Here is a 12,815-nt window from a genome sequence, read left to right as displayed (position 1 = left end):
TGAACAGTGTAGGTGATAAATAAAAAAAATAATTTATAATGACGGATATATTTTGTTTAAAAATCAGATTTGTCCTTTTCTGGAAAAAGTCCCTGTGAATGTTTTAGTATAAGAGGCATTTGAGTTAGCATGAAAATAACTGTGAGGGGCATAACACCAAAGACTTTAAAACTCGTCCAAAAATTATCACTGAAATTACGCCAAATTATTTCATTTAAAAGAGCAAGAAAAATGAAAAAAAACGCCCAACGATAGGTAAGTTTTTGCCATCCTAAATCATCAAGTTTTAAAGTAGAATCGAGAGCATAACGCAACAATGGTTTTTTAAAAAACATACCACCAAAAAGAATAACAGCAAATAAGCTATTAATGATTGTTGGCTTCATTTTAATAAAAGTATCATTATGAAGCCAAAGAGTTAAAAATCCAAAGACGAGAACAAATATTCCTGAGATGAGAGGCATTATGGGAATTTTTCGTGCAAGAATCCATGATAAGCTTAATGCAATAATGATTGCTACCATAAAAATAGCTGTGGCAGGAAAAATAGGTTTATGAAAATTTTTAAAAAGCCCAATATTGTTTATCAACCATTCACCTTTATAATTGGCAAGGAAAAAAACAATCAATGGTCCCATTTCTAAAAGAAATTTCAGTGTTGGTGAAAAGGATGCTTTTTGATTGTCATTGGTATTTTCTCCGTTGGGACTATTATGCGAATTGGTTTTTAATGAAGTTTTTTTCATGCGTATCTTCCTGCGATTGTTTCGGCAAAATCAGAAGCAGAAAAAGGTTGAAGATCCTCGACATTCTCTCCTATACCGATAAAATAAACGGGTAATTTATATTTTGCTGCAATGGCAACAAGAATTCCTCCCCGTGCACTACCATCAAGCTTTGTCATGACTAAACCGTTAACACCGGCAATATCGCGGAAAATATCCACTTGATTGAGCGCATTTTGTCCGGTGGTGGCATCTAGCGTTTGGAGAACTGTATGGGGGGCTTGGGGAGTGTGTTTCTTCAAAACACGGATAATTTTTGCTAATTCATCCATCAATTCAGTTTTATTTTGTAGACGTCCAGCGGTATCGATAATCAAGACATCACTGTTTGCTTTTTTGGCTTTTTCATAAGCATCAAATGCTAAACTTGCAGCATCTGCTCCTAGTTTTGTTGAAATAACAGGAGAACCTGTGCGTTCACCCCAAATATGCAACTGTTCAATAGCAGCAGCGCGAAATGTATCACCAGCAGCGAGCATCACTTTTAGTCCTCCTGCGGTAAGTTTTGCTGCAATTTTCCCAATAGTAGTTGTTTTTCCAGTACCATTTACACCAACCAGTAAAATAACATGAGGCTTATGATTAAGATCAAGTTCTAGTGGAATTGCAACAGGTTCCAAGACTTTTTTGATTTCATCTGCCATAATGGTGTAGATGTCATCTGGAGATAAATTCTTCTCATAACGACTGGAAGAAAGATTATCCGTAATACGTGTAGCAGTTTCAACACCAAGATCTGATTGAATCAGAATATCTTCCAGCTCTTGTAATGTATCTTCATCAAGCTTTCCTTTAACAAAAAGATCACTAATTGATCCGCTTAATCTTTGTGAAGAAAGAGCTAATCCCTTTTTTAGGCGTCCAAACCATGGTGTTTTTTTCTGTTCAATAGAGGATACAGAGGAAAATTCTTCAATTTTCTTCTCATGGACAGTATCTGTGACAATTACTTTTCCAGAAAGGGGAATTTTTCTAGTATCGTCTTCAACAGATGGAGTTTTCTCATCATATTTTGCAGATGGTGTCTTTTGATTTTCTATTTGTTCTGTTTTTTCTTTCTCTATAGAGAATTGTTCGTTTTTGGTGTTTTCAGTTTCTTTTGCTTTATCATCTTCATAAGAAGGTGAAACTTGTTCTTTTTCTCGTTCTTCAGATTTTTTTAAAGAAAATATTTTTTTGATAAAAGATTTTGTCATAAGGGTTTCCTGCTCAAGCTGCATTTAATTTTGGAAGGACAGCAATCAATTTATTGCCATCATGGTCAATAATAAGGGCTTGAACAATTGTTCCAGCTTTTGCACCTTTAATTTGTGTCAGAGTATAATCTTCTGTTCGTCCAATTTCATCTTTTTCAACGAGAATTGTTTGCTGGCTATTTTGTAAGCGAGCAAGATGCCTTTGGTAAGCCTCCTCACCTACTTCGCGTAATCGTTGTGCACGCATCTTAATTATTTTACGATTGATTTGTGGCATTCGCGCGGCAGGTGTTCCTTCTCTTGGACTAAAAGGAAAAACATGGAGGTGTGTTAAATGACAATCATTGACCAAGGAGAGGCTATTTTGGAACATCTCTTCTGTTTCGGTGGGAAAACCTGCAATTAAATCTGCGCCATAAACTATAGTGGGACGTTTGGAGCGCAATTCTTGGCAAAATTGAATTGCATGTTCACGCAAATGTCGCCGTTTCATTCTTTTTAAAATCATATTATCGCCTGCTTGCAAAGATAAATGTAAATGTGGCATGATTTTTGTTTCATAGGCTAAAAGATTGATAAGTTCTTCATCTGCTTCAATGGAGTCAATTGACGAAAGACGTAATCGAGGCAAGTCAGGAACATGATGTAAAATAGCAGAAGTTAATTTCCCTAAAGAGGCTTTTCCAGGCAGATCATGACCATAGCTTGTCAGATCGACACCTGTTAAAACGACTTCTTGAATACCATTATCTATGAGCCGTTTAATTTGTTCAATGACAGCACCCATGGGAACTGAACGTGATGGTCCGCGCCCATAAGGGATAATGCAAAAGGTACAGCGATGATCGCATCCATTTTGCACTTGTACAAAGGCACGTGTGCGTTCTTCCATCCCGCTCACCATATGTGGAGCAATTTTTTGCACTTCCATGATGTCATTGATGCGCAACTTTTCGGAATGGTTGATGCCAAAATCAGGAAGTTGACGATAAGAATGGGCATGGAGTTTGTCCTCATTCCCTAAAACAAGATCCACTTCTGTCATGGAGGCAAAATTTTGCGCTTCTGTTTGTGCTGCACATCCCGTGACAATAATACGTGCATGAGGATTTTCTCGTCTCGCTTTGCGGATAGCTTGTTTTGCTTGTCGCACAGCTTCTGCAGTAACAGCACAGGTGTTAAAGATGATCGCACCGTCTTTGAGTTGATCTAGCCCTGAAGAAGTGCTTTCTTTGCGTATAATTTCTGATTCGTAGCTGTTTAGTCGACAACCAAATGTTACAATTTCTATAGCCATCAAAAGTGATCCTTTTTATAGCTCCCTGTTAAAGGGTTAAAAAAACCACTAAATTCATATTCAATTGGGCCAGTCATGATAATATGATCATCTTCTCTGTAAAGAATATTAAGTATTCCTCCTGGTAAATTCACATCGATATGGCGGTTTGTAAGTCCACGTCGATAAGCAGCCACCGCACTCGCACAAGCAGCGCTTCCACATGCTTGCGTTAATCCAGCTCCTCGCTCCCATGTGCGTAAATTTAGGCTTTTCTTTGACGTGACATGAACAATGGAGATATTACATCGTTCTGGAAAAAGAGGATCATGTTCAAGTTTTGGTCCATATTTTTCTAATGGAAGATGTTGAATATCGCTCTCAATAAAAAAAATAGCGTGGAGATTACCGATGGATACAAGGCTTGCATCTTTTAAGGGACCAGCAGTAATATTGACGTGATTGGTATCGACTATTTCACGTGAAACAGGCATCTCTTTTGCATTGAAATTTGGGCTCCCCATGTCAACAGAAATGAGATTATCGGTTTGGCGTTTACCTTCAATAATTCCAGCAGATGTTTCCAATCGAAAGCTCTCACCAAAATTATGATCTGTAAGCCATGCAATGACACAACGCGTACCATTACCACAGGCTTTAGCCATTGAGCCATCAGAATTCCATATTTCAAGGCGAAAATCAGCCTCTTTTTTTGTGGCGGGGTGAAGTGCCATAATTTGATCAAAATGCGTTTGAGAATCTGCTGATAAGGCAAGAATTGCTTGTGATGTCAGAGCATGTGTGCTGTCACGCATATCAGCAACAATGATTTGATTTCCAAGACCGTTCATTTTGCTGAAGGGTGTTTTCATGAAATTTCTCTATTTTTATTGATTACCCACAAAAGATATATGACTGAATATCTTATAAATTTCTAGTACTTAATAGATAGAAAACAGGTGGAGGAATTATTTATCATTTAAAATAGGCAATTTTCATCCTGTTTTTTTTTAATTTGTTAATGTATCTTTGTAAAATGCCATATAACAAATGTTCACTCATTTCTTTGAGGGAGCTTCTTTATTGTCGTGGGAAAGAGTATAAATATGTCATTTTCAAGGGTTTCATTTTTCGTTGCACTATCAACAGTTATATTTTTAGGGGGATGTTTAACATCGCGCTTTGACAGTAATGATAGTAACAACACATTAGAAGTTTTTTATCCACTTCAACAAATAGAAACAGAAGTGATACCTGATGTATCCTCTTCTTCATTGGCTGTTGAAGCAGCAGATGCTTCGATGTATGAGAAAGGAGATTCTCAGAGTGATGGACGAATGGCTAGCCTTGAATTGCCAAGTAGTGCTGTTGATTTATTTCCTGCAAGTATTGCTGGGGTGTGGAATCTTTCTATGGGGGGAAAAGTTTGTCGAATTGCAACGCCACAAACAAAATTTGGACAAGGATACCGTGCTGGGCCCTTACACTGTCCAGGAATCCTTTCTCAAGTAAAGTCGTGGGCTGTTAAAGGGAAAAAATTATATTTCTATAATAATTCAGGGCGCGTTATTGTTGCCCTTTATTCTTCCAATGTTGATCGTTTTGAAGGACGTACACTTGATGATCGTCCCGTTATTTTAAGCCGTTAGAGCGCTTTTGACCATTTATAAAAATAAGAAATAGATGTACGGGTTTGTGAAGAAAACATCTATTTTTTATTGAAAGTGGTTTGAAAAAGGTTGTTTTATGACTTCGATTTCAATGCGTTATAAAGAGCTTGTCTTAAAAGGAGAAATCAGTTTTGATCCTGCTCAATTGGCTTTGACAAAATCTTTTGATCATTTATTACAAAAAATTACAGAACAAAATATTTCCCACCCTCTAGCATTTTGGCGTTTTTTCAGGAGAAAAAAACAACCATTGTCTTATGTTTCAAGACAAGATGAAGGGGATACTTCCTTTCAGGGGCTGTATATTTATGGTGAAGTAGGACGAGGCAAAACCATGCTGATGGATTTGTTCTTTTCTTGTTTGCCGCTGGAGCATAAAAAGCGCGCCCATTTTAATGATTTCATGGCTGATATACATGAGCGTATTAATTTTTACCGTAAAGCATCAACACACAAAAAAGTTGGACAAGATAATCCTATTTTAGCTGTTGCCCAAGATCTTGCACGGGAAGCCAAAGTGCTTTGTTTTGATGAATTTAGTGTCACGGATATTGCTGATGCAATGGTGCTTGGTCGCCTTGTTGCTGCTTTGTTTGAGAAAGGGGTTTTCTTTGTTGCGACTTCAAATGTTGCTCCTGATAATCTTTATTATAACGGTTTAAATCGAGAGCTTTTTTTGCCTTTTATTCAAGCTTTGAAAACACATGTTCGCGTTTTTAATCTTGATGCAAAGACAGACTATCGGCTTGAAAAATCAAATCTACAACATGTGTATATAACGCCATTAGGGGAGCAGACAGATGAATACATGAATCAGGCTTGGGTACTGGCACTGCAGGGACACAAAGAAACATCTGATGAACTTTCTATAAAAGGGCGTCTTATTCCTATTCCACGTGTCGGTGCAGGTTGTGCACGCTTTGATTATCAAGATTTATGTGCAAAGCCTTTGGCCGCAGCTGAATATTTAGCATTAGGGGAACGTTATCATACGGTTTTTGTCGATAATGTACCGGTGATGGATGATACATATCGCAATGAAACAAAACGATTTATTTTACTTATTGATGTTCTTTATGAGCGCCACATAAGATTATTTATGTCAGCGGCGACGAAACTTGAGGATTTATATCAGGGGCATGCGCAGACGTCCGAAACATTTGAATTTCAGAGAACACAATCGCGTCTTTTTGAGATGCAAAGCGAAGAGTATTTAAAAGTTTGGGCAGAACGTTTTTTTATTTAAAGGGAAAAGTTGATTGTCGTTTTATCTTTGCGTAAACTTTAAGAATAATAACTATTTGAATTTAAAAGAAGTGTAATAATTCTGTTGTATTTTTTAAAAATTCACTTTATCGATAAATCTATAGTAGTTTTCTAATAGCATGTTTGCGTGGAGGATTATGGCTTCTATGAAGTAAAGAAGTTTAGTGAATTTCATCTTTTTTTTCTTTTGAAGATATTGTTAAAATATGGCTAAAAGCAAAGAAAATATTTAATACCGGCGCTGGTAAGTATAGATTGAGTTTTCTAAAGTTAGGAAAAATAAAATGGTACGGAAAAAAATAGCTCTGATTGGTTCGGGTATGATCGGTGGCACTTTAGCACATATGATTGGGCTTAAAGAGCTTGGTGATGTTGTCTTGTTTGATATTGCAGAAGGTATGCCTCAGGGGAAGGCTCTTGATATTGTCGAATCTTCACCCGTTGACGGTTTTGATGTCAGTTTAAAAGGTGCAAATGCTTATGAAGCAATTGAGGGGGCTGATGTTGTTATTGTAACAGCAGGTGTTGCACGCAAACCAGGTATGAGCCGTGATGATCTTCTAGGCATTAATTTAAAAGTCATGGAACAGGTTGGTGTTGGAATTAAAAGATATGCGTCTTCAGCGTTTGTTATTTGTATTACTAACCCCCTTGATGCAATGGTATGGGCATTGCAAAAATTTTCAGGTCTTCCTGTGCATAAAGTGGTTGGTATGGCTGGTGTTCTTGATTCGGCACGTTTTCGTTATTTCTTATCTGAGGAATTTAAGGTCTCTGTTAAAGATGTGACAGCGTTTGTTTTAGGAGGGCATGGTGATTCAATGGTGCCTTTGGTGCGTTATTCAACGGTTGGTGGTATTTCTTTGCCTGATCTTGTGAAGATGGGTTGGACCACACAAGAAAGAATTGACCAAATTATCCAACGCACCCGTGATGGTGGTGCAGAAATTATTGGTTTGTTAAAAACAGGTTCTGCTTTTTATGCACCAGCAGCTTCTGCTGTTTCTATGGCTGAGGCCTATTTGAAGGACACTAAGCGTGTTGTTCCTGTTGCAGCTTATCTTTCAGGACAATATGGAGTAAACGATACCTATGTGGGTGTTCCCGTGGTGCTTGGGGCGGGCGGTGTTGAGCGGGTCATTGAAATTGATCTTGATAAAGAAGAAAAAAGTGCTTTTGAATATTCAGTGAATGCGGTTAAGAAGCTTTGTGAAGCTTGTATCGCTCTTGTACCTAGTCTTGCATAAATTGAGCAAGATTCTGTTCATTAAAATAGAGTATTTGAAATATTAGGACTTAAAAATTAATTCAAGTAATTCATAAAAGAAAAGGACAAATGCATGAATATCCATGAGTATCAGGCCAAACGTCTGCTTCATGAATATGGAGCACCAATTGCAAATGGTGTTGCTGTTTATTCTGTAGAGCAAGCTGAAAAATGGGCAAAGAAATTGCCTGGACCTCTCTATGTGGTTAAAAGTCAGATACATGCTGGTGGTCGTGGTAAAGGTAAGTTTAAAGAACTTGGTTCTGATGCAAAGGGTGGTGTTCGGCTTGCAAAATCCGTTGAAGAAGTTGTTGCAAATGTCCAAGAAATGCTTGGTAAAACTTTGGTAACCAAACAAACTGGTCCAGAGGGTAAACAAGTCAATCGTCTTTATATTGAAGATGGTGCCGATATCGAACGGGAGCTTTATCTTTCTCTTTTGGTTGATCGTAGTGTTGGTCGAGTAGCGTTCGTGGTTTCAACAGAAGGTGGAATGGATATTGAAACGGTCGCTGAAGAAACACCAGAAAAAATATTAACTCTACCCATTGATGCTACACAGGGCGTTACCTCTGATGATTGTGCAAGGCTTTGTGATGCATTAGAATTGCAAGGGTGTGCAAGAGAAGATGGAGAAAAGCTTTTTCCAATTCTCTATAAGGTGTTTTGTGAAAAAGATATGAGCCTTCTTGAAATCAATCCGCTTATTGTGATGAAAGATGGTCATTTGCGGGTTCTGGATGCAAAAGTTTCTTTTGATAATAATGCTCTGTTTCGTCATCCAGATATTCTGGAATTGCGTGATACTTCAGAAGAAGATTCCAAAGAGATCGAAGCATCAAAGCATGATCTTGCTTATGTCGCTCTCGAGGGCACAATTGGTTGTATGGTCAATGGTGCCGGTCTTGCTATGGCAACAATGGACATCATTAAGCTTTATGGAGCTGAACCAGCAAATTTCCTCGATGTTGGTGGTGGGGCTTCAAAAGAGAAAGTAACTGCTGCTTTTAAAATTATTACTGCTGATCCCAATGTTAAAGGTATTTTGGTCAATATTTTTGGTGGTATTATGCGTTGCGATGTCATTGCTGAGGGTGTGGTTGCTGCTGTTCGCGAAGTTGGTTTAAAGGTTCCTTTGGTTGTTCGTCTTGAAGGTACGAATGTTGAGCAAGGTAAAGCAATTATCAGTGATAGTGGTTTGAATGTTATTCCCGCTGACGATTTAGATGATGCTGCTCAAAAAATTGTTGCAGCCGTGAAGGGAGCTTAAGCGATGTCGATTCTTGTGAATAAAGATACAAAAGTTCTGGTTCAAGGGCTTACAGGAAAAACAGGAACATTTCATACAGAACAAGCACTTGCTTATTACGGCACGCAAATGGTTGGTGGTGTCAATCCTAAAAAGGGTGGTGAGACATGGGAAGGCTCAAAAGGTGAAACCCTTCCTATTTTTGCGAGTGTTGCAGAAGGAAAAGAAAAAACAGGTGCTGATGCTTCCGTTATTTATGTTCCTCCTGCAGGGGCAGCGGCAGCTATTATAGAGGCTATTGATGCTGAGATCCGTTTGATTATCTGTATTACAGAAGGCATTCCTGTTATGGATATGGTGAAAGTAAAGGCAAGGTTGGAAAAATCAAAATCACGTCTCATTGGTCCTAATTGCCCTGGTATTCTTACACCAAATGAATGTAAAATAGGTATTATGCCTGGTTCTATTTTTAGAAAAGGCTCTGTTGGAGTTGTTTCACGGTCAGGAACTCTAACCTATGAAGCAGTTTTTCAAACAAGTCATGAAGGTCTTGGGCAGACAACAGCGATTGGTATTGGGGGGGATCCTGTTAAGGGTACCGAATTTATTGATGTGTTGGAAATGTTTTTAGCAGATGATGAAACGCAGTCTATTGTTATGATTGGTGAAATTGGCGGTTCTGCTGAAGAAGAAGCAGCACAGTTTCTCCAAGATGAGGCAAGAAAGGGTCGCAAAAAACCGGTGGTTGGTTTTATTGCTGGTCGTACAGCTCCTCCAGGGCGTACAATGGGGCATGCTGGTGCTGTTATTTCGGGTGGAAAAGGTGGAGCAGAAGATAAAATTGCTGCTATGGAATCAGCTGGAATTCGGGTTTCTCCTTCACCATCACAGATAGGGAAAACCTTGATGTCTGTTTTGAAGGGCTAAAATAAAACTTTATCAGAATAAGAATATATCCTTATTCTGATAAAATATTAGATGTAAAAAGGTGAAAGCTTTTTTGAACTTTCTGATTTTCGTTTGTTTTGCAAGCGTTTAAAGGTCGAAAAAAGATATAAGGAGACGGAATAAATGTTCCGGATAGGTATATGGCAAGGCAGGACGAGATAAATAGTCTTTTTGCACAAACGTCGTTTCTGTATGGTGGAAATGCGGATTACATAGATCAACTTTATGCCGAATATGAAAAGGATCCCAACAGTGTAGATTCACAGTGGCGTACTTTTTTTGAAAATCTGCATGATAAAAAAGAAGATGTTCTCAAAAATGCTGAAGGTGCAACATGGCAACGTGATCATTGGCCATTAAAGGCAAATGGTGAGCTCGTCTCTGCTCTCGATGGCGATTGGTCTGTTCTTGAAAAACATGTTGGTAATAAATTAAAAGAAAAAGCAGCAACGGGTGCTACCCCAAAAGGAACAAGTTTTAGCGAACAAGATATTATTCAAGCAACGCGTGATTCTGTTCAGGCGCTTAGAATGATTCGTGCTTTTCGCACACGGGGGCATCTTCGTGCACAGCTAGATCCTCTTCAATTGGCGGAAAAACTTGATGATTACAAGGAACTTTCTCCAGAAGCGTATGGTTTTACTCCTGCTGATTATGAGCGTCCAATTTTTATTGATAATGTTTTAGGCTTGGAATACGCAACTATCCCACAAATGCTAGAGATTCTCAATCGTACCTATTGTTCAACAATTGGTGTAGAATATATGCATATTTCTGATCCTGCTCAAAAAGCATGGCTTCAAGAGCGTATTGAAGGACCAGATAAACGCATTTCCTTCACAGCAGAAGGTAAAAAAGCTATTCTTAACAAACTGATTGAGGCAGAAGGGTTCGAACAGTTTTTAGATACAAAATATAAAGGAACAAAGCGTTTTGGACTTGATGGAGGTGAAGCACTCATTCCTGCTCTTGAACAAATTATTAAATGTGGTGGTGCTTTGGGAGTGCAGGAAATTATTTTAGGAATGGCTCATCGTGGTCGTTTAAACGTTCTTTCACAAGTGCTCGCAAAACCACATCGGGCTATTTTTCATGAATTCAAAGGGGGGTCTTATAAGCCGGATGATGTAGAGGGGTCGGGTGATGTTAAATATCATTTGGGGACTTCTGCTGATCTTGAATTTGATGGTAAAAAAGTTCATTTATCGCTTTTGGCAAATCCCTCTCATCTTGAGATTGTTGATCCGGTTGTTATTGGAAAAGCGCGTGCTAAACAAGATCAACTTGTGGGACGTATGCAGACTGATTCACTCCCATTGAATGAACGTTCAAAGGTTTTACCATTGCTTATTCATGGTGATGCTGCTTTTGCAGGGCAGGGGGTTATTCAGGAAACTTTTGGACTTTCAGGTCTTAAAGGTTACAGCGTTGCCGGCTCTGTCCATGTGATTATTAATAATCAGATTGGTTTTACAACTGATCCACGTTTTTCGCGTTCTTCACCGTATCCATCAGATGTAGCGAAGATGATTGATGCGCCAATTTTCCATGTGAATGGTGATGATCCTGAGGCGGTTGTTTTTGTTGCAAAAGTGGCGATAGAATTTCGTCAAATTTTCCATAAACCGGTAGTGATTGATATGTTCTGTTATCGTCGTTATGGGCATAATGAAGGTGATGAACCTTCCTTTACGCAGCCGCTTATGTATAAGGCTATCCGTAATCACAAAACGACTCTGCAACTTTATGGAGATCAGTTAGTAGCAGAAGGGGTGGTTGTTCTAGAAGAGATTGAACAGCAAAAAAAACTATGGCGTGATAAACTTGAAATTGAGTTTGAAGTAAGCACTTCTTATAAGCCGAATAAAGCAGATTGGCTTGATGGGAGTTGGACGGGTCTCAAAGCTTCTACGAGTGCCGATGAACAACAGTGTGGAACAACTGGTGTTGAATTAAAAACTTTACAGGAAATTGGTAAAAAACTTGTCGAGATTCCAGCAGATTTTCATGTTCATAAAACCATTCAACGCTTTTTGAGTAATCGTGCTAAAATTTTTGAAACCGGTGAGGGTGTTGATTGGGCAACGGCTGAAGCTCTCGCTTTTGGCTCATTGTGCTTAGAAGGAGCACCCGTTCGCCTTTCCGGTGAGGATGTTGAACGTGGAACTTTTTCACAACGGCATTCAGTTCTTTACGATCAAGAAAACGAAGCACGTTATATTCCTTTAAATAATTTGCAAAAGGGACAGGCATTTTATGAGGTTGTTAATTCAATGCTTTCTGAAGAAGCTGTGCTTGGTTTCGAATATGGATATTCTCTTGCTGAGCCACGAGGATTAACGCTTTGGGAAGCACAATTTGGTGATTTTTCTAATGGTGCACAGGTTATTTTTGATCAATTTATTTCGTCTGCGGAACGTAAGTGGCTTCGTATGTCTGGTCTTGTATGTTTGTTGCCTCATGGTTTTGAAGGGCAAGGGCCAGAGCATTCTTCAGCACGTTTAGAGCGTTTTCTGCAACTTTGTGCGGAAGATAATATGCAGGTTGCAAATTGCACGACACCTGCAAATTATTTTCATATTTTACGTCGACAGATTAAACGTGATTTCCGTAAACCATTGATTTTAATGACACCAAAATCGCTTTTACGCCATAAAAGAGCTGTTTCCTTTCTCAGTGAAATGGGACCAGAAATGGGTTTTCACCGTTTGTTGCTTGATGATGCTGAAGTTCTCAAAGATTCTGTGATTAAATTGCAGAAGAATAATAAAATTCGCCGTGTCGTTCTTTGTACTGGAAAGGTTTATTATGATCTTTATGAAGAACGTGAAAAAAGGGGGATTGATGATGTTTATTTGCTTCGTGTTGAACAGCTTTATCCTTTTCCTGCGAAAGCCTTGGTGGATGTGTTATCGCGCTTTTTGCAGGCAGAAATTGTTTGGTGCCAAGAGGAACCAAAAAATATGGGGGCTTGGTCATTTATTGAGCCTTATTTAGAATGGGTTTTGACGCATATCAATGCGCAATATTCACGTGCGCGTTATGCAGGGCGTCCTGCAAGTGCATCACCGGCCTCTGGGTTAATGGTGAAACATCTTGAACAGCTTGCTGCGTTTCTTGAAGACGCGTTGGGCTCTTAAATTTATGACTACTCTGAT

The 12,815-nt window shown here is 38.8% G+C and carries 10 protein-coding genes; 6 read left to right on the top strand and 4 right to left on the bottom strand.

Going from position 1 to position 12,815, the window contains the following annotated elements:
- Nucleotides 1-56: 56 nt before the first annotated feature.
- The 4 genes from PVV68_RS00490 to dapF are packed head-to-tail and all read right to left on the bottom strand — an operon-like array spanning nucleotide 57 to nucleotide 4,129.
- Complete coding sequence (locus tag PVV68_RS00490) at nucleotides 57-746, bottom strand: septation protein A (protein WP_273719673.1); 690 nt, start codon at nucleotides 744-746, stop codon at nucleotides 57-59.
- Complete coding sequence (gene ftsY, locus PVV68_RS00485) at nucleotides 743-1,981, bottom strand: signal recognition particle-docking protein FtsY (RefSeq protein WP_273719674.1); 1,239 nt, start codon at nucleotides 1,979-1,981, stop codon at nucleotides 743-745. Before ftsY ends, PVV68_RS00490 begins: the two co-directional genes overlap by 4 nt.
- Nucleotides 1,982-1,994: 13 nt before the next feature.
- Nucleotides 1,995-3,278, bottom strand: a complete 1,284-nt coding sequence (gene mtaB, locus PVV68_RS00480) for a tRNA (N(6)-L-threonylcarbamoyladenosine(37)-C(2))-methylthiotransferase MtaB (RefSeq protein ID WP_273719675.1) — start codon at nucleotides 3,276-3,278, stop codon at nucleotides 1,995-1,997.
- Nucleotides 3,278-4,129, bottom strand: coding sequence for a diaminopimelate epimerase (gene dapF / locus PVV68_RS00475; protein WP_273719676.1), 852 nt, complete (start codon nucleotides 4,127-4,129; stop codon nucleotides 3,278-3,280). The genes mtaB and dapF overlap by 1 nt, the downstream gene beginning before the upstream one ends.
- A gap of 234 nt (nucleotides 4,130-4,363) precedes the next feature.
- On the opposite strand from dapF, the gene PVV68_RS00470 reads away from it, so the two are divergent.
- The 6 genes from PVV68_RS00470 to PVV68_RS00445 all read left to right on the top strand — a co-directional run bounded on the left by PVV68_RS00470 (nucleotide 4,364) and on the right by PVV68_RS00445 (nucleotide 12,797).
- A complete protein-coding gene (locus tag PVV68_RS00470; protein ID WP_273719677.1) occupies nucleotides 4,364-4,906 on the top strand; it encodes an AprI/Inh family metalloprotease inhibitor in 543 nt (180 codons plus the stop codon).
- Nucleotides 4,907-5,003: 97 nt separating this feature from the next.
- Nucleotides 5,004-6,173 carry a cell division protein ZapE gene (zapE, locus tag PVV68_RS00465; protein ID WP_273719678.1) on the top strand — a complete coding sequence of 390 codons (1,170 nt, stop codon included), beginning with the start codon at nucleotides 5,004-5,006 and terminating at the stop codon, nucleotides 6,171-6,173.
- Nucleotides 6,174-6,477: 304 nt separating this feature from the next.
- Complete coding sequence (gene mdh / locus PVV68_RS00460) at nucleotides 6,478-7,440, top strand: malate dehydrogenase (RefSeq protein WP_273719679.1); 963 nt, start codon at nucleotides 6,478-6,480, stop codon at nucleotides 7,438-7,440.
- A gap of 93 nt (nucleotides 7,441-7,533) precedes the next feature.
- Nucleotides 7,534-8,730 carry an ADP-forming succinate--CoA ligase subunit beta gene (sucC, locus tag PVV68_RS00455; protein WP_273719680.1) on the top strand — a complete coding sequence of 399 codons (1,197 nt, stop codon included), beginning with the start codon at nucleotides 7,534-7,536 and terminating at the stop codon, nucleotides 8,728-8,730.
- 3 nt (nucleotides 8,731-8,733) lie between these two features.
- The gene (gene sucD / locus PVV68_RS00450; RefSeq protein WP_273719681.1) at nucleotides 8,734-9,636 is read left to right on the top strand and encodes a succinate--CoA ligase subunit alpha; all 903 of its coding nucleotides are present in this window, start codon (nucleotides 8,734-8,736) and stop codon (nucleotides 9,634-9,636) included.
- Between the two features lie 161 nt (nucleotides 9,637-9,797).
- The gene (locus PVV68_RS00445) at nucleotides 9,798-12,797 is read left to right on the top strand and encodes a 2-oxoglutarate dehydrogenase E1 component (protein WP_273719682.1); all 3,000 of its coding nucleotides are present in this window, start codon (nucleotides 9,798-9,800) and stop codon (nucleotides 12,795-12,797) included.
- The last annotated feature ends 18 nt before the right edge of the window (nucleotides 12,798-12,815 follow it).

The organism is Bartonella sp. ML69XJBT (assembly GCF_028618515.1).
In the GTDB taxonomy this organism is placed as follows: domain Bacteria; phylum Pseudomonadota; class Alphaproteobacteria; order Rhizobiales; family Rhizobiaceae; genus Bartonella.
The sequence above is the reverse complement of the archived record's forward strand: the minus strand, read 5'-3'. Positions and strand labels throughout refer to the sequence as shown.

Coding starts and splice junctions, on each gene's coding strand:
- PVV68_RS00490 (WP_273719673.1), bottom strand. CDS start 746: ATGAAAAAAACTTCATTAAAAACCAATTCGCATAATAGTCCCAACGGA.
- ftsY (WP_273719674.1), bottom strand. CDS start 1,981: ATGACAAAATCTTTTATCAAAAAAATATTTTCTTTAAAAAAATCTGAA.
- mtaB (WP_273719675.1), bottom strand. CDS start 3,278: ATGGCTATAGAAATTGTAACATTTGGTTGTCGACTAAACAGCTACGAA.
- dapF (WP_273719676.1), bottom strand. CDS start 4,129: ATGAAAACACCCTTCAGCAAAATGAACGGTCTTGGAAATCAAATCATT.
- PVV68_RS00470 (WP_273719677.1), top strand. CDS start 4,364: ATGTCATTTTCAAGGGTTTCATTTTTCGTTGCACTATCAACAGTTATA.
- zapE (WP_273719678.1), top strand. CDS start 5,004: ATGACTTCGATTTCAATGCGTTATAAAGAGCTTGTCTTAAAAGGAGAA.
- mdh (WP_273719679.1), top strand. CDS start 6,478: ATGGTACGGAAAAAAATAGCTCTGATTGGTTCGGGTATGATCGGTGGC.
- sucC (WP_273719680.1), top strand. CDS start 7,534: ATGAATATCCATGAGTATCAGGCCAAACGTCTGCTTCATGAATATGGA.
- sucD (WP_273719681.1), top strand. CDS start 8,734: ATGTCGATTCTTGTGAATAAAGATACAAAAGTTCTGGTTCAAGGGCTT.
- PVV68_RS00445 (WP_273719682.1), top strand. CDS start 9,798: ATGGCAAGGCAGGACGAGATAAATAGTCTTTTTGCACAAACGTCGTTT.